Here is a 14,419-nt window from a genome sequence, read left to right as displayed (position 1 = left end):
CCAGCCCCCGATGGTTCCCCGCATGATCCTGAACGACCTCCGCGCCGCTTCCAATCCGGGTGACCGCAACCTGCGCAGGACCTGCGCAGCGACCGCAAGCCTCCTGGCGCTTGTCGCGGGCGCCCCGGCCCTCGCCCAGACGGCGCCTGCGGCCCCGGCGGCGCCCGCTGCGTCCGCCCAGCAGGCTGCGCCCTCCGAGACGGGCGTGGTCAACCGCATCCTGGTCCAGGGCAACCAGCGCATCGACCAGACCACGGTCCTGTCCTACCTGCCGATCCAGCCGGGCGACACGATCGATCCGGTGATCCTCGACGTCGCGATCCGCACCCTGACGCGCACCCAGCTGTTCGCCGACATCCAGATCGGCCTGCAGCCGAACGGCGATCTCGTCGTCCGCATCGTCGAGAACCCCATCATCAACCAGGTGGTGTTCGAGGGGAACGGCGCGATCAGCGAGGACAAGCTGCGCGAGGAAGTGACCATCGCGCCGCGCGGAATCTACACCCGCGCCCGGGTGCAGGAGGACGTGGGCAAGATCATCGAGCTCTACCGGCTGTCCGGCCGCATCTCGGCCAACGTGACGCCCAAGCTGGTCCAGCTGGAGCAGAACCGCGTAGACCTGATCTTCGAGATCGATGAGGGCCCGGAGACGGGCGTGCAGTCGATCACCTTCCTGGGCAACAGCGCCTTCTCCGACAGCGAACTGCGCGAGGTCATGGTGACCAAGCAGACGCAGTGGTGGCGGCTGTTCACCAAGAACGACAACTACGACCCGGGCCGCCTCGATTACGATCGCGAGCAGCTGCGGAAATTCTACACCAATCGCGGCTATTATGACTTCCGGATCACCTCGGCCGTGGCCGAGCTGGCGCCGGACGACAGCGCCTTCGCCATGACCCTGACGGTCGACGAGGGTGACAAGTACAATTTCGGCGACATCCAGGTCGTCACCGAAAACGATCGCCTCAACGCGGACTTCCTCGAGCTGCTGCTGCCGATCCGCACGGGTGACCTGTACGAGAGCGACAAGATCGAGAGTTCGGTCGACGCCCTGACCTTCGCGGCGGGCTCGGCGGGCTACGCCTTCGTCGACATCAACCCGACCTATCGGCCTAATCCCGAGACCGACACCATCGACGTCACGTTCAACGTGTCGGAAGGTCAGCGCGTCTACGTTGACCGCATCAACGTCATCGGCAACACCCGCACCATCGATCCGGTCATCCGGCGCGAGTTGATGTTGACCGAGGGCGACGCCTTCAACCGCACCCTGCTGGAGCGGTCGCGCAACAATCTGCGGGCCCTGGGCTTCTTCAAGGAAGTGACCGTCGACGAGGCCCGCGGCGCGGCGCCGGACCGCTCGATTGTCAACGTCACCGTTGAGGAACAGCCGACCGGCGAGCTCTCCGTCGGCGCCGGGTTCAGCTCGGTCGACAGCTTCGTGGTCAACCTGGGCATTTCCGAGCGGAACTTCCGCGGCCGGGGCCAGAATGTGGTCGCCCGCGTCGAATGGGGCTCGCTGCGCCAGCAGATCGACTTCCGCTTCACCGAACCCCGCTTCCTCGGCCGGGACATCGGAGCCGGTTTCGACCTGTTCCACTCGCGCTACGACTTCCAGGAAGAGTCCTCGTTCGACTACCGGTCGACCGGCGCTGGCCTGCGCCTGACCTATCCGCTCAACGGCTACAGCCGCCTGTCGACCCGATACTTCATCAAGGACGACGAGATCCTGGTGCCGGTCGGATACTGCGACACCGGCGGTTCCGGTTCGTCCGCCCTGTGCGAACAGGTCGGCGCCTCGCTGAACTCGTCCGTCGGCTATACGCTGGTCGTGGACCGCCGGAACGACCCGGTGCGGGCGACCCGCGGCTGGAGCGGCTCGCTCCGTCAGGATTTCGCGGGTCTCGGCGGCGACGTGAACTATGTGAAGACCGAGGTCGACGCGACCCTGTACTACGGCATCACGCCCAGCTGGATTGTTACGGTTGCGGGCTCCGCCGGCTACGTCTCGGGCTGGGCCGGCGACGCGGTGCGCATTAACGACCGCTTCTTCAAGGGCGGCAACAGCTTCCGGGGCTTCGAGAACGCCGGGATGGGTCCGCGCGACCTGACGACCCAGGACGCGCTGGGCGGCAATTTCTACGCGGTCGGCACGGTCGAACTGACCCTGCCCAACGTCCTGCCGGAACAGTACGGCATCAAGACATCATTGTTCGCCGACGTCGGCACCCTGGGTGTTCTGGACAACCGCTACACCCTCGGATCCAACGGCCTGCCGGACACCTCGATCGCGGACGACCTGTCGCTGCGGGCCTCCGCCGGTCTCAGCGTTCACTGGAAGTCGCCGATGGGCCCGATCCGGTTCGACTTCAGCCAGATTCTGAGCAACGAAGAGTACGACCGGACCGAGACCTTCCGCTTCTCGACCTCAACCCAATTCTAAGCCCGGGCCTGTCGGCCCTATAAGGTTATCCATGAAAATCCTCGCTATCGGCGCTTTCGCCCTGGCTTCGCTCGTCGCCTCCGCCGCCGCCGCCCAGACCCAGGGCCCGCAGAACCCCGGCCCCGTCATTCCGGGCGTCTGCGTCTATTTCAACCAGCAGCTGCTGGCGACCTCGACCGCCGGTCAGTCCGTTCAGGCCCGCATGGAGCAGCTGGCCACGGAAGTTCAGGGCGAACTGGCCCCCTACGCCACCGCGATCCAGACCGAGATCACGTCGCTGCAACAGGGCGGTCAGGCTGCGGATCCGGACGGCGCTCGCCGCACGGCCTTGCAGGCTCGCATCACGGAAGCCCAGACCCTGGAACAGACGCGGCAGGACGAGCTACGCTACACCCTTTCGGAACAGCGCCGCCTGATCTCGGCCCAGGTCGAGCCGATCCTGGTCGCCGTCTATCAGGAGCGCGGCTGCGGCATCCTGATAGACCGTGAGAGCGTGTTCATCCTGAACCCGGCCATGGATGTGACCGAGGTTGTCATCCAGCGCCTGAACACGGCCCTGCCGACCCTGACGTTCAACCGGATGCCGATCCCGGTCCAGGCTCAGTAAAGGCGCAGGGCATGACGCCCGACGCCCGTTTCTTCGATACGCTGAGCCCGCTCGGCGTCGACGACCTCGCGGCCCTGACGGGCGGCGAGGTCGTTCGTCCTTCGGCGGCCCGCATTCTGCGTGTCGCGCCCCTGGCGTCGGCGGACGGTCAGGCTGTGGCCTTTCTCGGTGACCGGAAATTCCTTCAGGCCCTGGGAGCGACCGCCGCAGGCTGCGTGATCGTGCCGAGAGAGGCCGTGGACGCGGCTCCAGCCGGCGCGGCCGTCATCGTCTCCCGGACGCCGCAGGCCGCCTGGGCCGCCGTCGCCGTGGCCCTGCATCGGCCTGTTGGCCTGACCGCAGTCCCACTGGCCGAGGTCAGCGAGGACGAAAGCGTCGTGATCGAGCCCGGCGTGGTCCTGGGACAGGGCGCGCGCATAGGGCGCGGCAGCCGGATCGGTGCCAATACGGTGATCGGGCCAGGCGTCCAGATCGGCCGCGATTGCGACATCGGCCCGAACGTCACCGTCCGCTTCGCCCTGATCGGCGACCGGGTGAAGATCTATGCTGGCGCAAGGCTGGGCGAGGCCGGGTTCGGGGCGGCCGGGGCGGCGACGGGACCAGTCGACGTGCCCCAGCTGGGCCGGGTGATCATCCAGGACGGGGTGACGATCGGCGCCAACACCTGCATCGACCGCGGGGCCTACGACGACACTGTGATCGGCGAGAACACGAAGATCGATAATCTGGTCATGATCGCCCATAACTGCGTGATCGGCCGCAACTGCCTGATCGCCGGTCAGACGGGGATTTCGGGCTCCGTGACGATTGCCGACGGCGTCATGTTCGGCGGCCAGGCGGGCGTCGGCGACCACTTCAGCATCGGCGTCGGCGCGCGGGTCGCGGCGGGCGCGGGCGTGCTCGCGGATATTCCGGCGGGAGAGACCTGGTCCGGCTATCCGGCCAAACCGATCCGTCAGTTCTTGCGCGAGACCGTCTGGGTCTCCAAGCAGGCGGGGCGAAAGAGAGAGCGGACGGATGACTGAGCCTGGGGTGACGATCGACTACGCCGAGGTCATGCGTCGGCTGCCCCACCGCTATCCCTTCCTGCTGGTGGACAAGGCCGAGGCCTTCGTGGCCAGCACATCCATCACCGGCATCAAGAACGTCACTCACAACGAGCCGTTCTTCCCGGGACATTTCCCGATCGATCCGGTCATGCCGGGCGTCCTGATCGTCGAGGCCATGGCCCAGACGGGCGCCCTGCTGATGTCCAAGAGCCTGGACGTGGAGGTCGAGGGCAAGGTCATCATGTTCATGTCCATCGACGGCGTCCGCTTCCGCAAGCCGGCGCGGCCCGGCGATCAGCTGAAGATGAATGTGATCGTGACGAAGCAGCGCGGCGACATCTTCAAATTCCGGGGCGAGACCTTCATCGACGGCAAGCTGGCGGCAGAAGCCGACTTCGCGGCCATGGTGGTCACTGTCGACCAGCCGGTCACGGCATGAGCCAGATTCACCCCACCGCCATCGTCGACGGCTCGGTCGAACTGGGCGCGGATGTGGCGATCGGGCCGTGGTGCACGGTTGGGCCGGGCGTGACGCTCGACGACGGCGTCCATCTGGTCAGCCATGTGGTGGTGCAGCAGGACACGACCGTCGGCGCCCGCACCGTCATCCATCCGTTCGCCGTGATCGGGGGCGACCCCCAGCACAACGGCTACAAGGGCGAGACCGTCCGGCTGGAGATCGGTACGGACAATTCGATCCGCGAGCACGCCACCTTCAACCGGGGCACGCCTCAGGGGTCGGGCGTCACCCGTGTCGGCTCCAACGGCCTGTTCATGACCGGCGCCCACGTCGGTCACGACGCGATCGTCGGCGACAATGTGGTGATGGCCAACAGCGCGACCCTGGGCGGTCACGCGTGCATCGGTGACAAGGTCTTCCTCGGCGGCCTGTGCGCCGTGCACCAGAACGGCCGTGTGGGGCAGGGCGCCATCGTCGGCGGTCTGGCGGCCGTGACGCGCGACGTGATCCCCTATGGCTCGGCCTGGGGCAACCATGCCCGACTGCACGGCCTGAACCTGATCGGGCTGAAGCGGAAGGGCTATGGCAAGGACGCGGTCCGGCGGTTGCTGGCGGCCTTCCGCGACCTGTTCGAGGGCGCGGATGTGTTCGCCGACCGGCTGGAGACGGTCGAGGCCGGCTACGCCGACCTGCCCGAGATCATGGAGATCACGGCCTTCATCCGCGAAGGGGGCAAGCGGCCGCTCTGCCTGCCCGGCGAATGACCAATCCCGGGCGCCAAACCCGCCAAATTTCGTCGCCAACCCGACCAGTCGGCTGGTCAACCTCGCCAACTTCACCAAATGCCCGGTTCGGCCCGGGAGGCGGGCCTTGACCCCCGGCAAACTGGGCCTGATCGCGGGCGGCGGCGCCCTGCCGCTGGCCGTCGCGGCACGGTGCGAGGCCGAGGGACGACCTGTTTTCGTGGTCCGTCTGACGAGTTTCGCCGACCCGCATCTGATCCGCTATCCGGGGATCGAGGCCGGTATGGCCGAGATCGGCAAGGTGTTGTCGGCGCTGAAGGCGGCGGGCTGCACGGCGGTCTGTTTCGCCGGCACGGTCAGTCGCCCGGATTTCAAGGCGCTCAAGCCCGATCTGAAGGGGGCGATGGTGATGCCGGGGATCATCGCGGCGGCGACGAAGGGCGATGACGCCCTGCTGCGCAAGATCCTGTCGGTGTTCGAGGCCGAGGGCTACGCCATCGAGGGCGCGGACGACATTCTGGGCGGCGAAACCCTGCCGATCGGCGCGCTCGGGCGAGTGCAACCGGATGAGGGCCATCTCTCCGATCTCAGAAAGGCCCTGCATGTCGCAGAGAAGGCCGGCGAGCTCGACATCGGCCAGGGCGCGGTCGTCTGCGACGGCCTGGTGCTCGCTGTGGAGGCCCAGGAAGGCACGGACGCCATGCTCGGACGCGTGGCCGGCCTGCCTGCGGACCTGCGCGGGGCGCCCGGCAAGCCGAAGGGCGCTCTGGGCAAGGCCCCCAAGCCGATCCAGGATCTGAGGGTCGACATGCCGGTGATCGGCGCCCGGACCCTCGAGATGGCCGCCGCCGCCGGACTGGCGGGCGTGGGCGGGGTCGCGGGCCGACTGATCCTGATCGACCGGGCTGCGATCATCGAGGCGGCGGATCGTCTGGGTCTGTTCGTCTGGGGCGAGGACCGCTCGTGAAGATCATGCTGGTCGCCGCAGAGGCTTCGGGCGATGCGCTGGGCGCCGGTCTGGCGCAGGCCTTGCGAGTGCGGCGACCGGACATCGACTTCGTCGGCGTCGGCGGTCCGAAGATGGCGTCCGAGGGCATCGAGAGCCCGTTCGACATCGCCGAACTGTCGATTCTCGGCTGGCTGGAGGGTCTGCGCGCCTATGGCCGGGTCAAGGCGCGGGTCGCCGACACCGTAGCCCTGGCGGTGCGGGAGCGGCCGGATGCAGTCGTCCTGATCGACAGCTGGGGCTTCACCATCCGGGTGGCCAGGGCCCTGCGCGGGGCGCTGCCCGGCGTACCCCTGATCAAATACGTCGGGCCCCAGGTCTGGGCGTCGCGGCCGGGGCGGGCGAAGACCCTGGCCGGAGCGGTGGATCACCTGCTGGCGCTCTATGCCTTTGACGCGCCGTGGTTCGAACGCGAGGGGTTGCCGACGACCGTGGTCGGGTCGCAGGCCCTGCATGTCGACATGGGGGGGGGCGATCCGACCGGCTTCCGCGCCGCGCGGGACATCGCGCCGGACGCCCGGCTGCTGCTGGTCCTGCCGGGAAGCCGGCCGAGCGAGGTCCGGCTGATGACGCCCGTCTATGAGGCGGCGATCAAACGGCTGAAGGCCGCCGATGCAAAACTCGAGGTCGCCGTGGTCGTCGCGGGCACCGTCGCCGAGGACGTCACGGCCCGGATCGCCGCCTGGCCCTTCCGCGCCCATGTCGTGACCGAGGCGGACAAATACGCAGCGATGAAGGCCGCGACCGTGGCCCTTGCGACCAGCGGCACGGTATCGACCGAACTGGCCCTGGCCGGGGCCCCCATGGTCATCGGCTACCGGTTCGCGCCGCTCAGCTATGCGATCATGAAGCCCTTCTTCACGGGCCGGTACGCGACCCTGTTCAACCATGCGGCGGACGAAGAGATCGCGCGGGAGCTGATCCAGACCGACGCGACGCCCGAGAAGGTCGCGGCCGAGGTGGGGCGGCTGCTGAGCAATCCGGATGCCCGGACAGCCCAGAGCCGTCGGCAGACCGAGGCGCTGGACTATATGGGGCGGAGCGGTGCGGACCCTTCGACCCTGGCCGCCGAGGCCGTCCTGAACGTCATTGCGGGGACCTCTGGATCAAATAGCCTATCCGCCATAGGTTCGGCTGGCTGATCCATTCTGGATGACTGTCGAATGACTTCTGCCCGCCCGCCCAAGAAGAGCGAGACGCTGGAAATCCGGCTGCCGCACGCGTCGAAGCTCGCCTTCATGGAACGCTGCCGTGCCGCCGGTCTGACTGCCAGCGAGGTCGTGCGCGGCCTGATCGAGACCGAGACCGAGGCGGCTCCCAGAGTCAGACGGACGATGAAGACCTGGCAGGCGCTGGTCGCTGCCGTGGCGGGCATCGTCATCGGCGCGGCGGCGGCGCCGTCGATCGCCCAGGCCTTGCCGGGCTCTCGCGTCGCCTTCGATCAGATGGACGCCAACCACGACGGTGTCGTCTCGTTTTCCGAATTCCGGGCTCGCTAGCGGATCCGCCGGACCAGCCGGCCCGGTCGCAGGTTGATCCAGGTCCACGGCTTCCACAGGGCCGCGCCCGGCTTCCATGAGGCGACAACGACCTCTGCACGCCCGATCAGATTGCTGACCGGCAGCAGACCGACCCCGATGTCCCCCGACCAGCGGCTGTCCAGCGAGTTGTCGCGATTGTCGCCCATGACGAACAGCTGACCCGGGGGCACGACCTGGACCGGCCGATCGTCGCCGGCTTCGGGACCGCCGTCGAAGGTGACATAGGCGCGACCGTCCGCCTGACGCTCCTCGACCTGCTCCACGGGCCGTCCCGGCTGATCGAGGTCGAGACCCGGACCGAGCGCCCGCTGCGGGAGGGCCTGGCCGTTGACCGTCACGACGCCGTCGGAGACCGACACCGTGTCGCCGGGCAGTCCGATCACCCGCTTGATCCAGGTCTCCTGCGGATTGCTGGGGCGACGGAAGACGACGACGTCGCCTCGCTTCGGCAGATGCTCGAACAGCCGTCCAGAGGGGAGGGGCGGATTGAACGGCAGGGAGGCGCGGCTCCAGCCATAGGCGAATTTGGACACCACCAGATAGTCGCCGACGATCAGTCCCGGCTCCATCGAGGCCGAGGGGATGGTGAAGGGCTGGAAGGCGACGGTTTGAATCAGGACCGCAGCGGCCAGGGCGGCGGCCATGGTGCGGACCGTCTCGACGATCTCGTCCATGGCGGACGGCGCGGCGTCGGTTGCGGAGGGGACTTGGGCTTTAGGAGTGTCGGGGGTCTGGGTCATGGCGACAGTCGAACCGCGATCCGGTCGTCACGCCAGAGATGTCGTGTCCGGACACGCCCTTGAACGTGTCCGGACAAAGAAAAACGCCGGGGCGCGGGCCCCGGCGTCCTGTCTGTCGTTCCGGATCAGCCCCGGTTCTGGATCGGCACGTAATCGCGTTGCGTCGGGCCGGTGTAGAGCTGGCGTGGGCGGCCGATCTTCTGCGCCGGATCGGCCAGCATTTCTTCCCACTGGGCGATCCAGCCGACGGTGCGGGCCAGGGCGAACAGCACGGTGAACATCGAGGTCGGGAAGCCCATCGCCGACAGGGTGATGCCCGAATAGAAGTCGACGTTCGGGAACAGCTTGCGTTCAATGAAATACTCGTCCGACAGGGCGATGCGTTCCAGTTCCTTGGCGACCTGGAACAGGGGATCGTTCTCGGCGCCGACGAGGTCGAGGATCTCGTCCGCCGACTGCTTCATCACGGTCGCCCGGGGATCGTAGTTCTTGTACACGCGGTGGCCGAAGCCCATCAGCTTGTATTTCTTGGCCTTCACGCCCTCGATGAACTCCGGGATCTTGTCCGGGGTGCCGATCTCCTTGAGCATCATCAGCGCCTCTTCGTTGGCGCCGCCGTGCGACGGGCCCCAGAGGCAGGCGATGCCGGCGGCGATACAGGCGAACGGGTTCGCCCCCGACGACCCGGCCAGACGGACGGTCGAGGTCGAGGCGTTCTGCTCATGGTCGGCGTGCAGGGTGAAGATCCGGTCCATGGCCCGGGCCATCTTCGGATCGACCACATAGTCCTCGGCCGGGACGGCGAAACACATGCGCAGGAAGTTCTCGGCGTAGGAGAGGTCGTTGCGCGGCGAAACGAACGGCTGGCCGATGTGGTATTTGTAGGCGCGGGCCGCGATCGTCGGCATCTTGGCGATCAGGCGGATGGCCGAGATGTTGCGCTGGACCGGATCATGGATGTCCAGGCTGTCGTGGTAGAAGGCCGACAGAGCGCCGACAGCGCCTACCATGATCGCCATCGGATGGGCGTCGCGACGGAAGCCCTCGAAGAAGCGGTCGAACTGGGCGTGCAGCATGGTGTGCCGCGTCACCGTCTCCTCAAATGCGGCGTACTGAGCGGCTGTCGGCAGTTCGCCGTGGAGCAGCAGGTGGCAGACCTCGATGAAGTTCGACTTCTCGGCCAGCTGACCGATCGGATAGCCGCGGTGCAGAAGCACGCCGGCGTCCCCGTCGATATAGGTGATGGCGCTTTCGCAAGCCGCAGTCGAGGTGAAGCCCGGGTCGAAGGTGAAGGCGTCGGTCGCGCTGTACAGTTTGCGGATGTCGATCACATCCGGGCCGGTCGAACCGGACAGGACCGGCAATTCGACGGACTTGTCGCCGAGGGTCAGGGTCGCCGTGGCGGCGGATTTCGAGGCTTCAGTCATCAGGCGCCCTTGCTTTGGTGTTTGGCCCGGACGGGAAGCCCCGGACCCCGATTGTTATGCCCGTTCACTTACTGTGTTGCAGCGCATCATCCAAGCGCCCAAGCGCGTCTTCGCGTCCGAGGGCCGAGAGGGTTTTTGCGATGTCCGGAGATGCAGAGCCGCCGGTCAGAGCCGCGCGCATCGGCGGCCCGATCTTGCCGAAACCGACGCCCTCTTCCTCTGCGAACGCCTTCAACTCCGCTTCAAGGGCGAAGACGTCCCAGCTCTCGAACAGGTTCAGGCGCGCGCGGACCCGGGCGATACGTTCCGCGGTCTCTCCGGACAGCAGGGTCCGAGCCTTTTCGTCGAGGTCGAGCGGGCGTGTCTTGAGGACGAAAGCCGTCTGATCGGCCAGTTCGAGCAAGGTCTTCGCGCGATCCTTGACGAAGGGCATGGCGCGCTGGAGCCGGGCCTCGTCGCCTTCGTTCAGGGGCGTGCCCCTTGAGAGATGGGCGTCGAGCGTCATGCCGGCCAGGCGGTCGTCGGCGGCGAGCCGCAGCCAGTGCGAATTGACGTGGGCCAGCTTGTCGAAATCGAGCCGGGCCGGAGCCTTGCCCACCCCGTCGAGATCGAACCATTCGCGCGCCTGGGCGTCGCCGAACAGTTCATCGTCGCCATGGGCCCAGCCGAGCCGGGCCAGGTAGTTGCGCATGGCCTCGGGCAGATAGCCCATTTCGGCATACTCATGGACCGCCTGGGCCCCGTGGCGCTTCGACAGCTTGGCCCCGTCGGGACCGTGGATCAGGGGGATGTGGGCGAAGACCGGCCGGGTCCAGCCGAGCGCGTCATAGATCAGCGACTGGCGCGCGGCGTTGTTGAGATGGTCGTCGCCGCGGATGACGTGGGTGACGCCCATGTCGTGGTCATCCACGACCACGGCGAGATTGTAGGTCGGCGCCCCGTCGGAGCGCAGCAGGACAAGATCGTCCAGATCGTTTGCGTCCCAGCTGACCTCGCCCTGGACGGCGTCGGCCACGACCACCCGGCCCGGCAGGGGCCGACGGAAGCGGACCACGTGCGGCTGGTCCAGATCGTCGACGGTCGGGGTGCGGTCGCGCCAGGGCGATTCGAAGGTGCGGCGTTCGGCCTTGGCCTCGTCGCGCAGCCGGCCCGTCTCTTCAGCCGAGGTGAAGTCGCGGTAGGCGGCGCCGAGTTCGAGCAACCGGTCGACGACCTCGCGGTGGCGGTCGGCCTGGGCGTGCTGGAAGACGGGCTCCTCGTCGGCGAACAGCTCAAGCCAGCTCAGGCCGTCGAAGATGGCCTTGACGGCGTCGTCGGTGGAGCGCTCGCGGTCGGTGTCCTCGATGCGGACCAGGAATTTGCCGCCCCGACCTTTCGCGTAAAGGTAGTTGAACAACGCCGTTCTCGCGCCTCCTATGTGGAGGTAGCCTGTGGGCGAGGGGGCGAAACGGGTGACGACCTGGGGGGAGGAATCTGCGGGCATGGGAGAGGGATCCGAACGGGTCGCCCTTATACCCCCCGATGCGGCAAAGCCCAGCCTGTCGGCACGGGTTCGTGCCTGGGCCCTGGACGAGGTGGTGGCCCAGTCCCTGCGGTGGCGGCTCTGGGCCCCTGTGGCCTTCGGCGGCGGGGCGGCGATCTATTTCGCCCTGAGGTCCGAGCCGCCGCTCTGGCCGCTGGTGGTCTCTGCGGCGCTCGCGACGGGGGTATGGCTGGGCGCCAGGCGGCTGGGGCGCGGGCGGGCGGTCACTCTTCCGCTGATGCTGGTCGCCTGCCTGTTCCTCGGGCTGGCGGGGGCGAAATTGCGGGCGGAACGGGTCGCGGCCCCGATCGCTCCGCCGCTGGCCGAGCCGACCGTGGTCGAGGGCTGGGTCGTCGATGTCGACAGTCCCGGCGACCGGGGCCACCGGATCGTCCTCGCACCGGTACGAATTCAGGGACTTGAGCCTGACGCGACCCCGATCCGGCTCCGGGCCACGGTGAAGGGCGAGCCGCCGGGTCCGGGGGAGGCGATCCGGCTGTTCGCCATCCTCAATCCGCCCCCGCCTCCGGCCAGTCCGGGTGCGTATGACTTCGGGCGCAACGCATACTTTCAGGGGCTGGGCGGCACGGCCTTCGCCCTCGGAGAGACGCGGCAGGCCTATCTGGCACCGCCGCCGTGGCGACTGCGTCTGGCGATGGCGGTCAACAAGGCGCGGTTCGCCCTGGCGCAGCGGATCGTCGACCGGCTGGGCGAACGGACCGGCGGGATCGCTGCGGCCATGACCACCGGGCACGAGACCTGGATCCAGCGGGAAGATCTCGACGCCATGCGCGATTCCGGGCTGGCGCACATCCTGTCGATTTCGGGCCTGCATATGGCCATTGTCGGCGGCTTCGCCTTCTTCGTGGTCCGGCTGGGCGTCGCGGCCTGGCCCTGGCTGGCGCTTCGCGTGTCGGGGAAGAAGGTGGCGGCCGTCGTCGGACTGGCCGCCGTGTGGAGCTATCTGGTCCTGTCGGGAGCGCCGGCGCCGGCGCAGCGGGCGGCGATTACGGCGTCTGTGGCGTTTGCCTCGATACTCCTCGACAGGCCCGCGATCACCATGCACGCGCTGGCGGTTGCGGCCATGGTGGTGCTGATCCTGCAGCCCGAGGCCATCGTGACGCCGGGGTTCCAGATGTCGTTCGCGGCGACGGCGGCGCTCGTGGCCCTGTCTGAGGCCTGGCCGCCGAGGACACGGGAGCTGTCCGTGCCCTGGCCGATCGCAGCGTTCCAGTCGGTCAGGCACTGGCTGGTGATCGCGGTGACGGCGAGTCTGGTCGCGGGCGCCGCGACGGGGCCGTTCGCGGTCCAGCATTTCAATCGCGCCGCCCTGTACGGGCTGGTTGCGAATCTGACGACCTCGCCGATCGCGGACTTCGTGATGATGCCGGCGCTGGCACTGGGCGCACTGCTGGAGCCGGTCGGACTGGGCGGACCCTTCCTGTGGGTGGCGGGGAAGGGCGTCGATCTGATGCTGGCGATCGGTCACTGGACGGCCGGGCTTCCGGGGGCGGTGAAGACGATCGCCAGCGCGCCGGATGCTGTGTTGCCGATCTCGTTCCTCGGCGTCCTGTTCCTGTGCCTGTGGCAGGGGCGTCTGCGCTGGATGGGCCTGCCGTTCGCCTGCGCGGTCCTGGTCTGGCCGCGTGCGCCGACACCGACGGTGTGGATCGGGGACGGCGGGACCAATGCGGCGTTCAGCGAGGCCGGCGTGGCGGTCGTGGTCAGGCCCGGCGTGCGTCCGTTCGCGGCGGACCTGTGGTCGCGGCGGCGGGGCCTGACGCTGGAGCCTCGGCCGGACGAAGGATGGACCTGCTTGAGGTCAAGTTGCGCGCCGGACGGGGCCGCGTCTGGCCCGGTCGCGCTGTGGTGGGGCAAGGACGCGCCCGGCGACCAGCAACTCGCCGCGCTCTGTGCATCGGCGCCGTTGGTCAGCGTCCGGGCCGTTGTTCAAGCGCTGCCTCCGTCCTGCGACGGCAAGCTGGTCCTGGACGGGCTCGATTACCAGAAAGGCGGATCGGTCGAGCTGTGGCGCACTGCCCAAGGCTGGCGCGCGGTCTGGGCTGCCGAGGTGCGTGGCGACCGGCCGTGGAGCCGCATCGGCGATCCCGATGCGGCGGATGCTGGCGTCAGTGATACTGGCGGATGAGGCCGACCAGCTTGCCCTGGACCTCGACCTGGTCGGGGCCGAAAATGCGGGTCTCATAGTTGCGATTGGCTGGCTCCAGAGCGATGGAATTGCCCTTCTTGCGCAGACGTTTGAGGGTCGCCTCTTCACCTTCCACCAGAGCCACGACGATCTCGCCCGAGGAGGCGGTGTCGACGCGTTTGATGACCACCAGGTCTCCGTTGAGGATTCCGGCCTCGATCATCGAGTCGCCTTCGATCTCCAGCATGTAGTGCTCCCCGGCGCCCAGCATGGTTTCGGGCACATGGAAGCGGCCGTTGTCGCCCTGCAGGGCGGCGATGGGCACGCCGGCGGCGATCTTGCCGACGAGGGTCAGTTCGCGGGTGTCGTTGGCGGGCTGTGCCGAAGCGCTGCGTCCGCCGCCCTCGATCACCGCAGGGGTGAATCCGGCGCGGCCGCGAACGGGGCCGGTCGTCGCCTGTTCCGGCAGTTTGGTGACCTCAAGCGCCCGGGCGCGGTGGGCGAGGCGGCGGATGAAGCCGCGTTCCTCCAGCGCCGTGATCAGCCGGTGGATGCCCGATTTGGACGCCAGATCCAGCGCTTCCTTCATCTCGTCGAAGGAGGGGGAGACGCCGGTCTCCTTGATCCGTTCGTGGATGAACATCAGGAGTTCGTGCTGCTTGCGGGTCAGCATGGGGGAATCGCCTTCAGAACAAGTCGTGAACCGTTGGCGATGTTCTGTAAGTGTTCTTG

At 67.9% G+C, this 14,419-nt stretch carries 13 protein-coding genes; 9 read left to right on the top strand and 4 right to left on the bottom strand.

What is annotated here, in order from left to right; all coding sequences use genetic code 11:
* Positions 1-22 precede the first annotated feature (22 nt).
* The 8 genes from bamA to Q0044_RS14180 all read left to right on the top strand — a co-directional run bounded on the left by bamA (position 23) and on the right by Q0044_RS14180 (position 7,807).
* Positions 23-2,443: an outer membrane protein assembly factor BamA gene (bamA, locus tag Q0044_RS14215; RefSeq protein ID WP_298163115.1), complete on the top strand. Its 2,421-nt coding sequence runs from the start codon at positions 23-25 to the stop codon at positions 2,441-2,443.
* A gap of 31 nt (positions 2,444-2,474) precedes the next feature.
* The gene (locus Q0044_RS14210) at positions 2,475-3,050 is read left to right on the top strand and encodes an OmpH/Skp family outer membrane protein (RefSeq protein ID WP_298163114.1); all 576 of its coding nucleotides are present in this window, start codon (positions 2,475-2,477) and stop codon (positions 3,048-3,050) included.
* 11 nt (positions 3,051-3,061) lie between these two features.
* Positions 3,062-4,075, top strand: a complete 1,014-nt coding sequence (lpxD, locus tag Q0044_RS14205) for a UDP-3-O-(3-hydroxymyristoyl)glucosamine N-acyltransferase (RefSeq protein ID WP_298163113.1) — start codon at positions 3,062-3,064, stop codon at positions 4,073-4,075.
* On the top strand, positions 4,068-4,538 hold the full coding sequence (gene fabZ, locus Q0044_RS14200; protein ID WP_298163112.1) for a 3-hydroxyacyl-ACP dehydratase FabZ: 471 nt from the start codon (positions 4,068-4,070) through the stop codon (positions 4,536-4,538). Before lpxD ends, fabZ begins: the two co-directional genes overlap by 8 nt.
* The gene (gene lpxA / locus Q0044_RS14195) at positions 4,535-5,323 is read left to right on the top strand and encodes an acyl-ACP--UDP-N-acetylglucosamine O-acyltransferase (protein WP_298163111.1); all 789 of its coding nucleotides are present in this window, start codon (positions 4,535-4,537) and stop codon (positions 5,321-5,323) included. Before fabZ ends, lpxA begins: the two co-directional genes overlap by 4 nt.
* A gap of 106 nt (positions 5,324-5,429) precedes the next feature.
* Positions 5,430-6,269, top strand: coding sequence for a UDP-2,3-diacylglucosamine diphosphatase (lpxI, locus tag Q0044_RS14190; protein ID WP_298163110.1), 840 nt, complete (start codon positions 5,430-5,432; stop codon positions 6,267-6,269).
* A 5-nt stretch (positions 6,270-6,274) separates the two neighbouring features.
* Positions 6,275-7,450 (top strand): lipid-A-disaccharide synthase, encoded by a 1,176-nt coding sequence (gene lpxB / locus Q0044_RS14185; protein WP_298163214.1) that lies wholly within the window; start codon positions 6,275-6,277, stop codon positions 7,448-7,450.
* Positions 7,451-7,471: 21 nt separating this feature from the next.
* The gene (locus tag Q0044_RS14180; protein ID WP_298163109.1) at positions 7,472-7,807 is read left to right on the top strand and encodes an EF-hand domain-containing protein; all 336 of its coding nucleotides are present in this window, start codon (positions 7,472-7,474) and stop codon (positions 7,805-7,807) included.
* Here Q0044_RS14180 and lepB read toward each other — a convergent pair.
* From lepB to gltX, 3 genes are all read right to left on the bottom strand, one after another.
* The gene (lepB, locus tag Q0044_RS14175; RefSeq protein ID WP_524536183.1) at positions 7,804-8,589 is read right to left on the bottom strand and encodes a signal peptidase I; all 786 of its coding nucleotides are present in this window, start codon (positions 8,587-8,589) and stop codon (positions 7,804-7,806) included. The two genes, Q0044_RS14180 and lepB, sit on opposite strands and share 4 nt — an antisense overlap.
* Positions 8,590-8,714: 125 nt before the next feature.
* Positions 8,715-10,016, bottom strand: a complete 1,302-nt coding sequence (gltA, locus tag Q0044_RS14170) for a citrate synthase (RefSeq protein ID WP_298163108.1) — start codon at positions 10,014-10,016, stop codon at positions 8,715-8,717.
* 64 nt (positions 10,017-10,080) lie between these two features.
* A complete protein-coding gene (gene gltX, locus Q0044_RS14165) occupies positions 10,081-11,499 on the bottom strand; it encodes a glutamate--tRNA ligase (protein WP_298163106.1) in 1,419 nt (472 codons plus the stop codon).
* Between gltX and Q0044_RS14160 the strand changes: the two genes are divergently transcribed.
* Positions 11,498-13,687 (top strand): ComEC/Rec2 family competence protein, encoded by a 2,190-nt coding sequence (locus tag Q0044_RS14160; RefSeq protein ID WP_298163105.1) that lies wholly within the window; start codon positions 11,498-11,500, stop codon positions 13,685-13,687. The genes gltX and Q0044_RS14160 overlap by 2 nt on opposite strands.
* Here the strand turns inward: Q0044_RS14160 and lexA are convergent.
* On the bottom strand, positions 13,668-14,360 hold the full coding sequence (lexA, locus tag Q0044_RS14155) for a transcriptional repressor LexA (protein ID WP_298163104.1): 693 nt from the start codon (positions 14,358-14,360) through the stop codon (positions 13,668-13,670). The genes Q0044_RS14160 and lexA overlap by 20 nt on opposite strands.
* Positions 14,361-14,419: the final 59 nt, after the last annotated feature.

The organism is Brevundimonas sp., from assembly GCF_027484365.1.
In the GTDB taxonomy this organism is placed as follows: Bacteria; Pseudomonadota; Alphaproteobacteria; order Caulobacterales; family Caulobacteraceae; genus Brevundimonas.
The sequence above is the reverse complement of the archived record's forward strand: the minus strand, read 5'-3'. Positions and strand labels throughout refer to the sequence as shown.

What these genes read in the sequence shown, in the direction of transcription:
- bamA (WP_298163115.1), top strand. Translation starts at nt 23, where the DNA reads ATGATCCTGAACGACCTCCGCGCCGCTTCCAATCCGGGTGACCGCAAC.
- Q0044_RS14210 (WP_298163114.1), top strand. Translation starts at nt 2,475, where the DNA reads ATGAAAATCCTCGCTATCGGCGCTTTCGCCCTGGCTTCGCTCGTCGCC.
- lpxD (WP_298163113.1), top strand. Translation starts at nt 3,062, where the DNA reads ATGACGCCCGACGCCCGTTTCTTCGATACGCTGAGCCCGCTCGGCGTC.
- fabZ (WP_298163112.1), top strand. Translation starts at nt 4,068, where the DNA reads ATGACTGAGCCTGGGGTGACGATCGACTACGCCGAGGTCATGCGTCGG.
- lpxA (WP_298163111.1), top strand. Translation starts at nt 4,535, where the DNA reads ATGAGCCAGATTCACCCCACCGCCATCGTCGACGGCTCGGTCGAACTG.
- lpxB (WP_298163214.1), top strand. Translation starts at nt 6,275, where the DNA reads ATGCTGGTCGCCGCAGAGGCTTCGGGCGATGCGCTGGGCGCCGGTCTG.
- Q0044_RS14180 (WP_298163109.1), top strand. Translation starts at nt 7,472, where the DNA reads ATGACTTCTGCCCGCCCGCCCAAGAAGAGCGAGACGCTGGAAATCCGG.
- lepB (WP_524536183.1), bottom strand. Translation starts at nt 8,589, where the DNA reads ATGACCCAGACCCCCGACACTCCTAAAGCCCAAGTCCCCTCCGCAACC.
- gltA (WP_298163108.1), bottom strand. Translation starts at nt 10,016, where the DNA reads ATGACTGAAGCCTCGAAATCCGCCGCCACGGCGACCCTGACCCTCGGC.
- Q0044_RS14160 (WP_298163105.1), top strand. Translation starts at nt 11,498, where the DNA reads ATGGGAGAGGGATCCGAACGGGTCGCCCTTATACCCCCCGATGCGGCA.
- gltX (WP_298163106.1), bottom strand. Translation starts at nt 11,499, where the DNA reads ATGCCCGCAGATTCCTCCCCCCAGGTCGTCACCCGTTTCGCCCCCTCG.
- lexA (WP_298163104.1), bottom strand. Translation starts at nt 14,360, where the DNA reads ATGCTGACCCGCAAGCAGCACGAACTCCTGATGTTCATCCACGAACGG.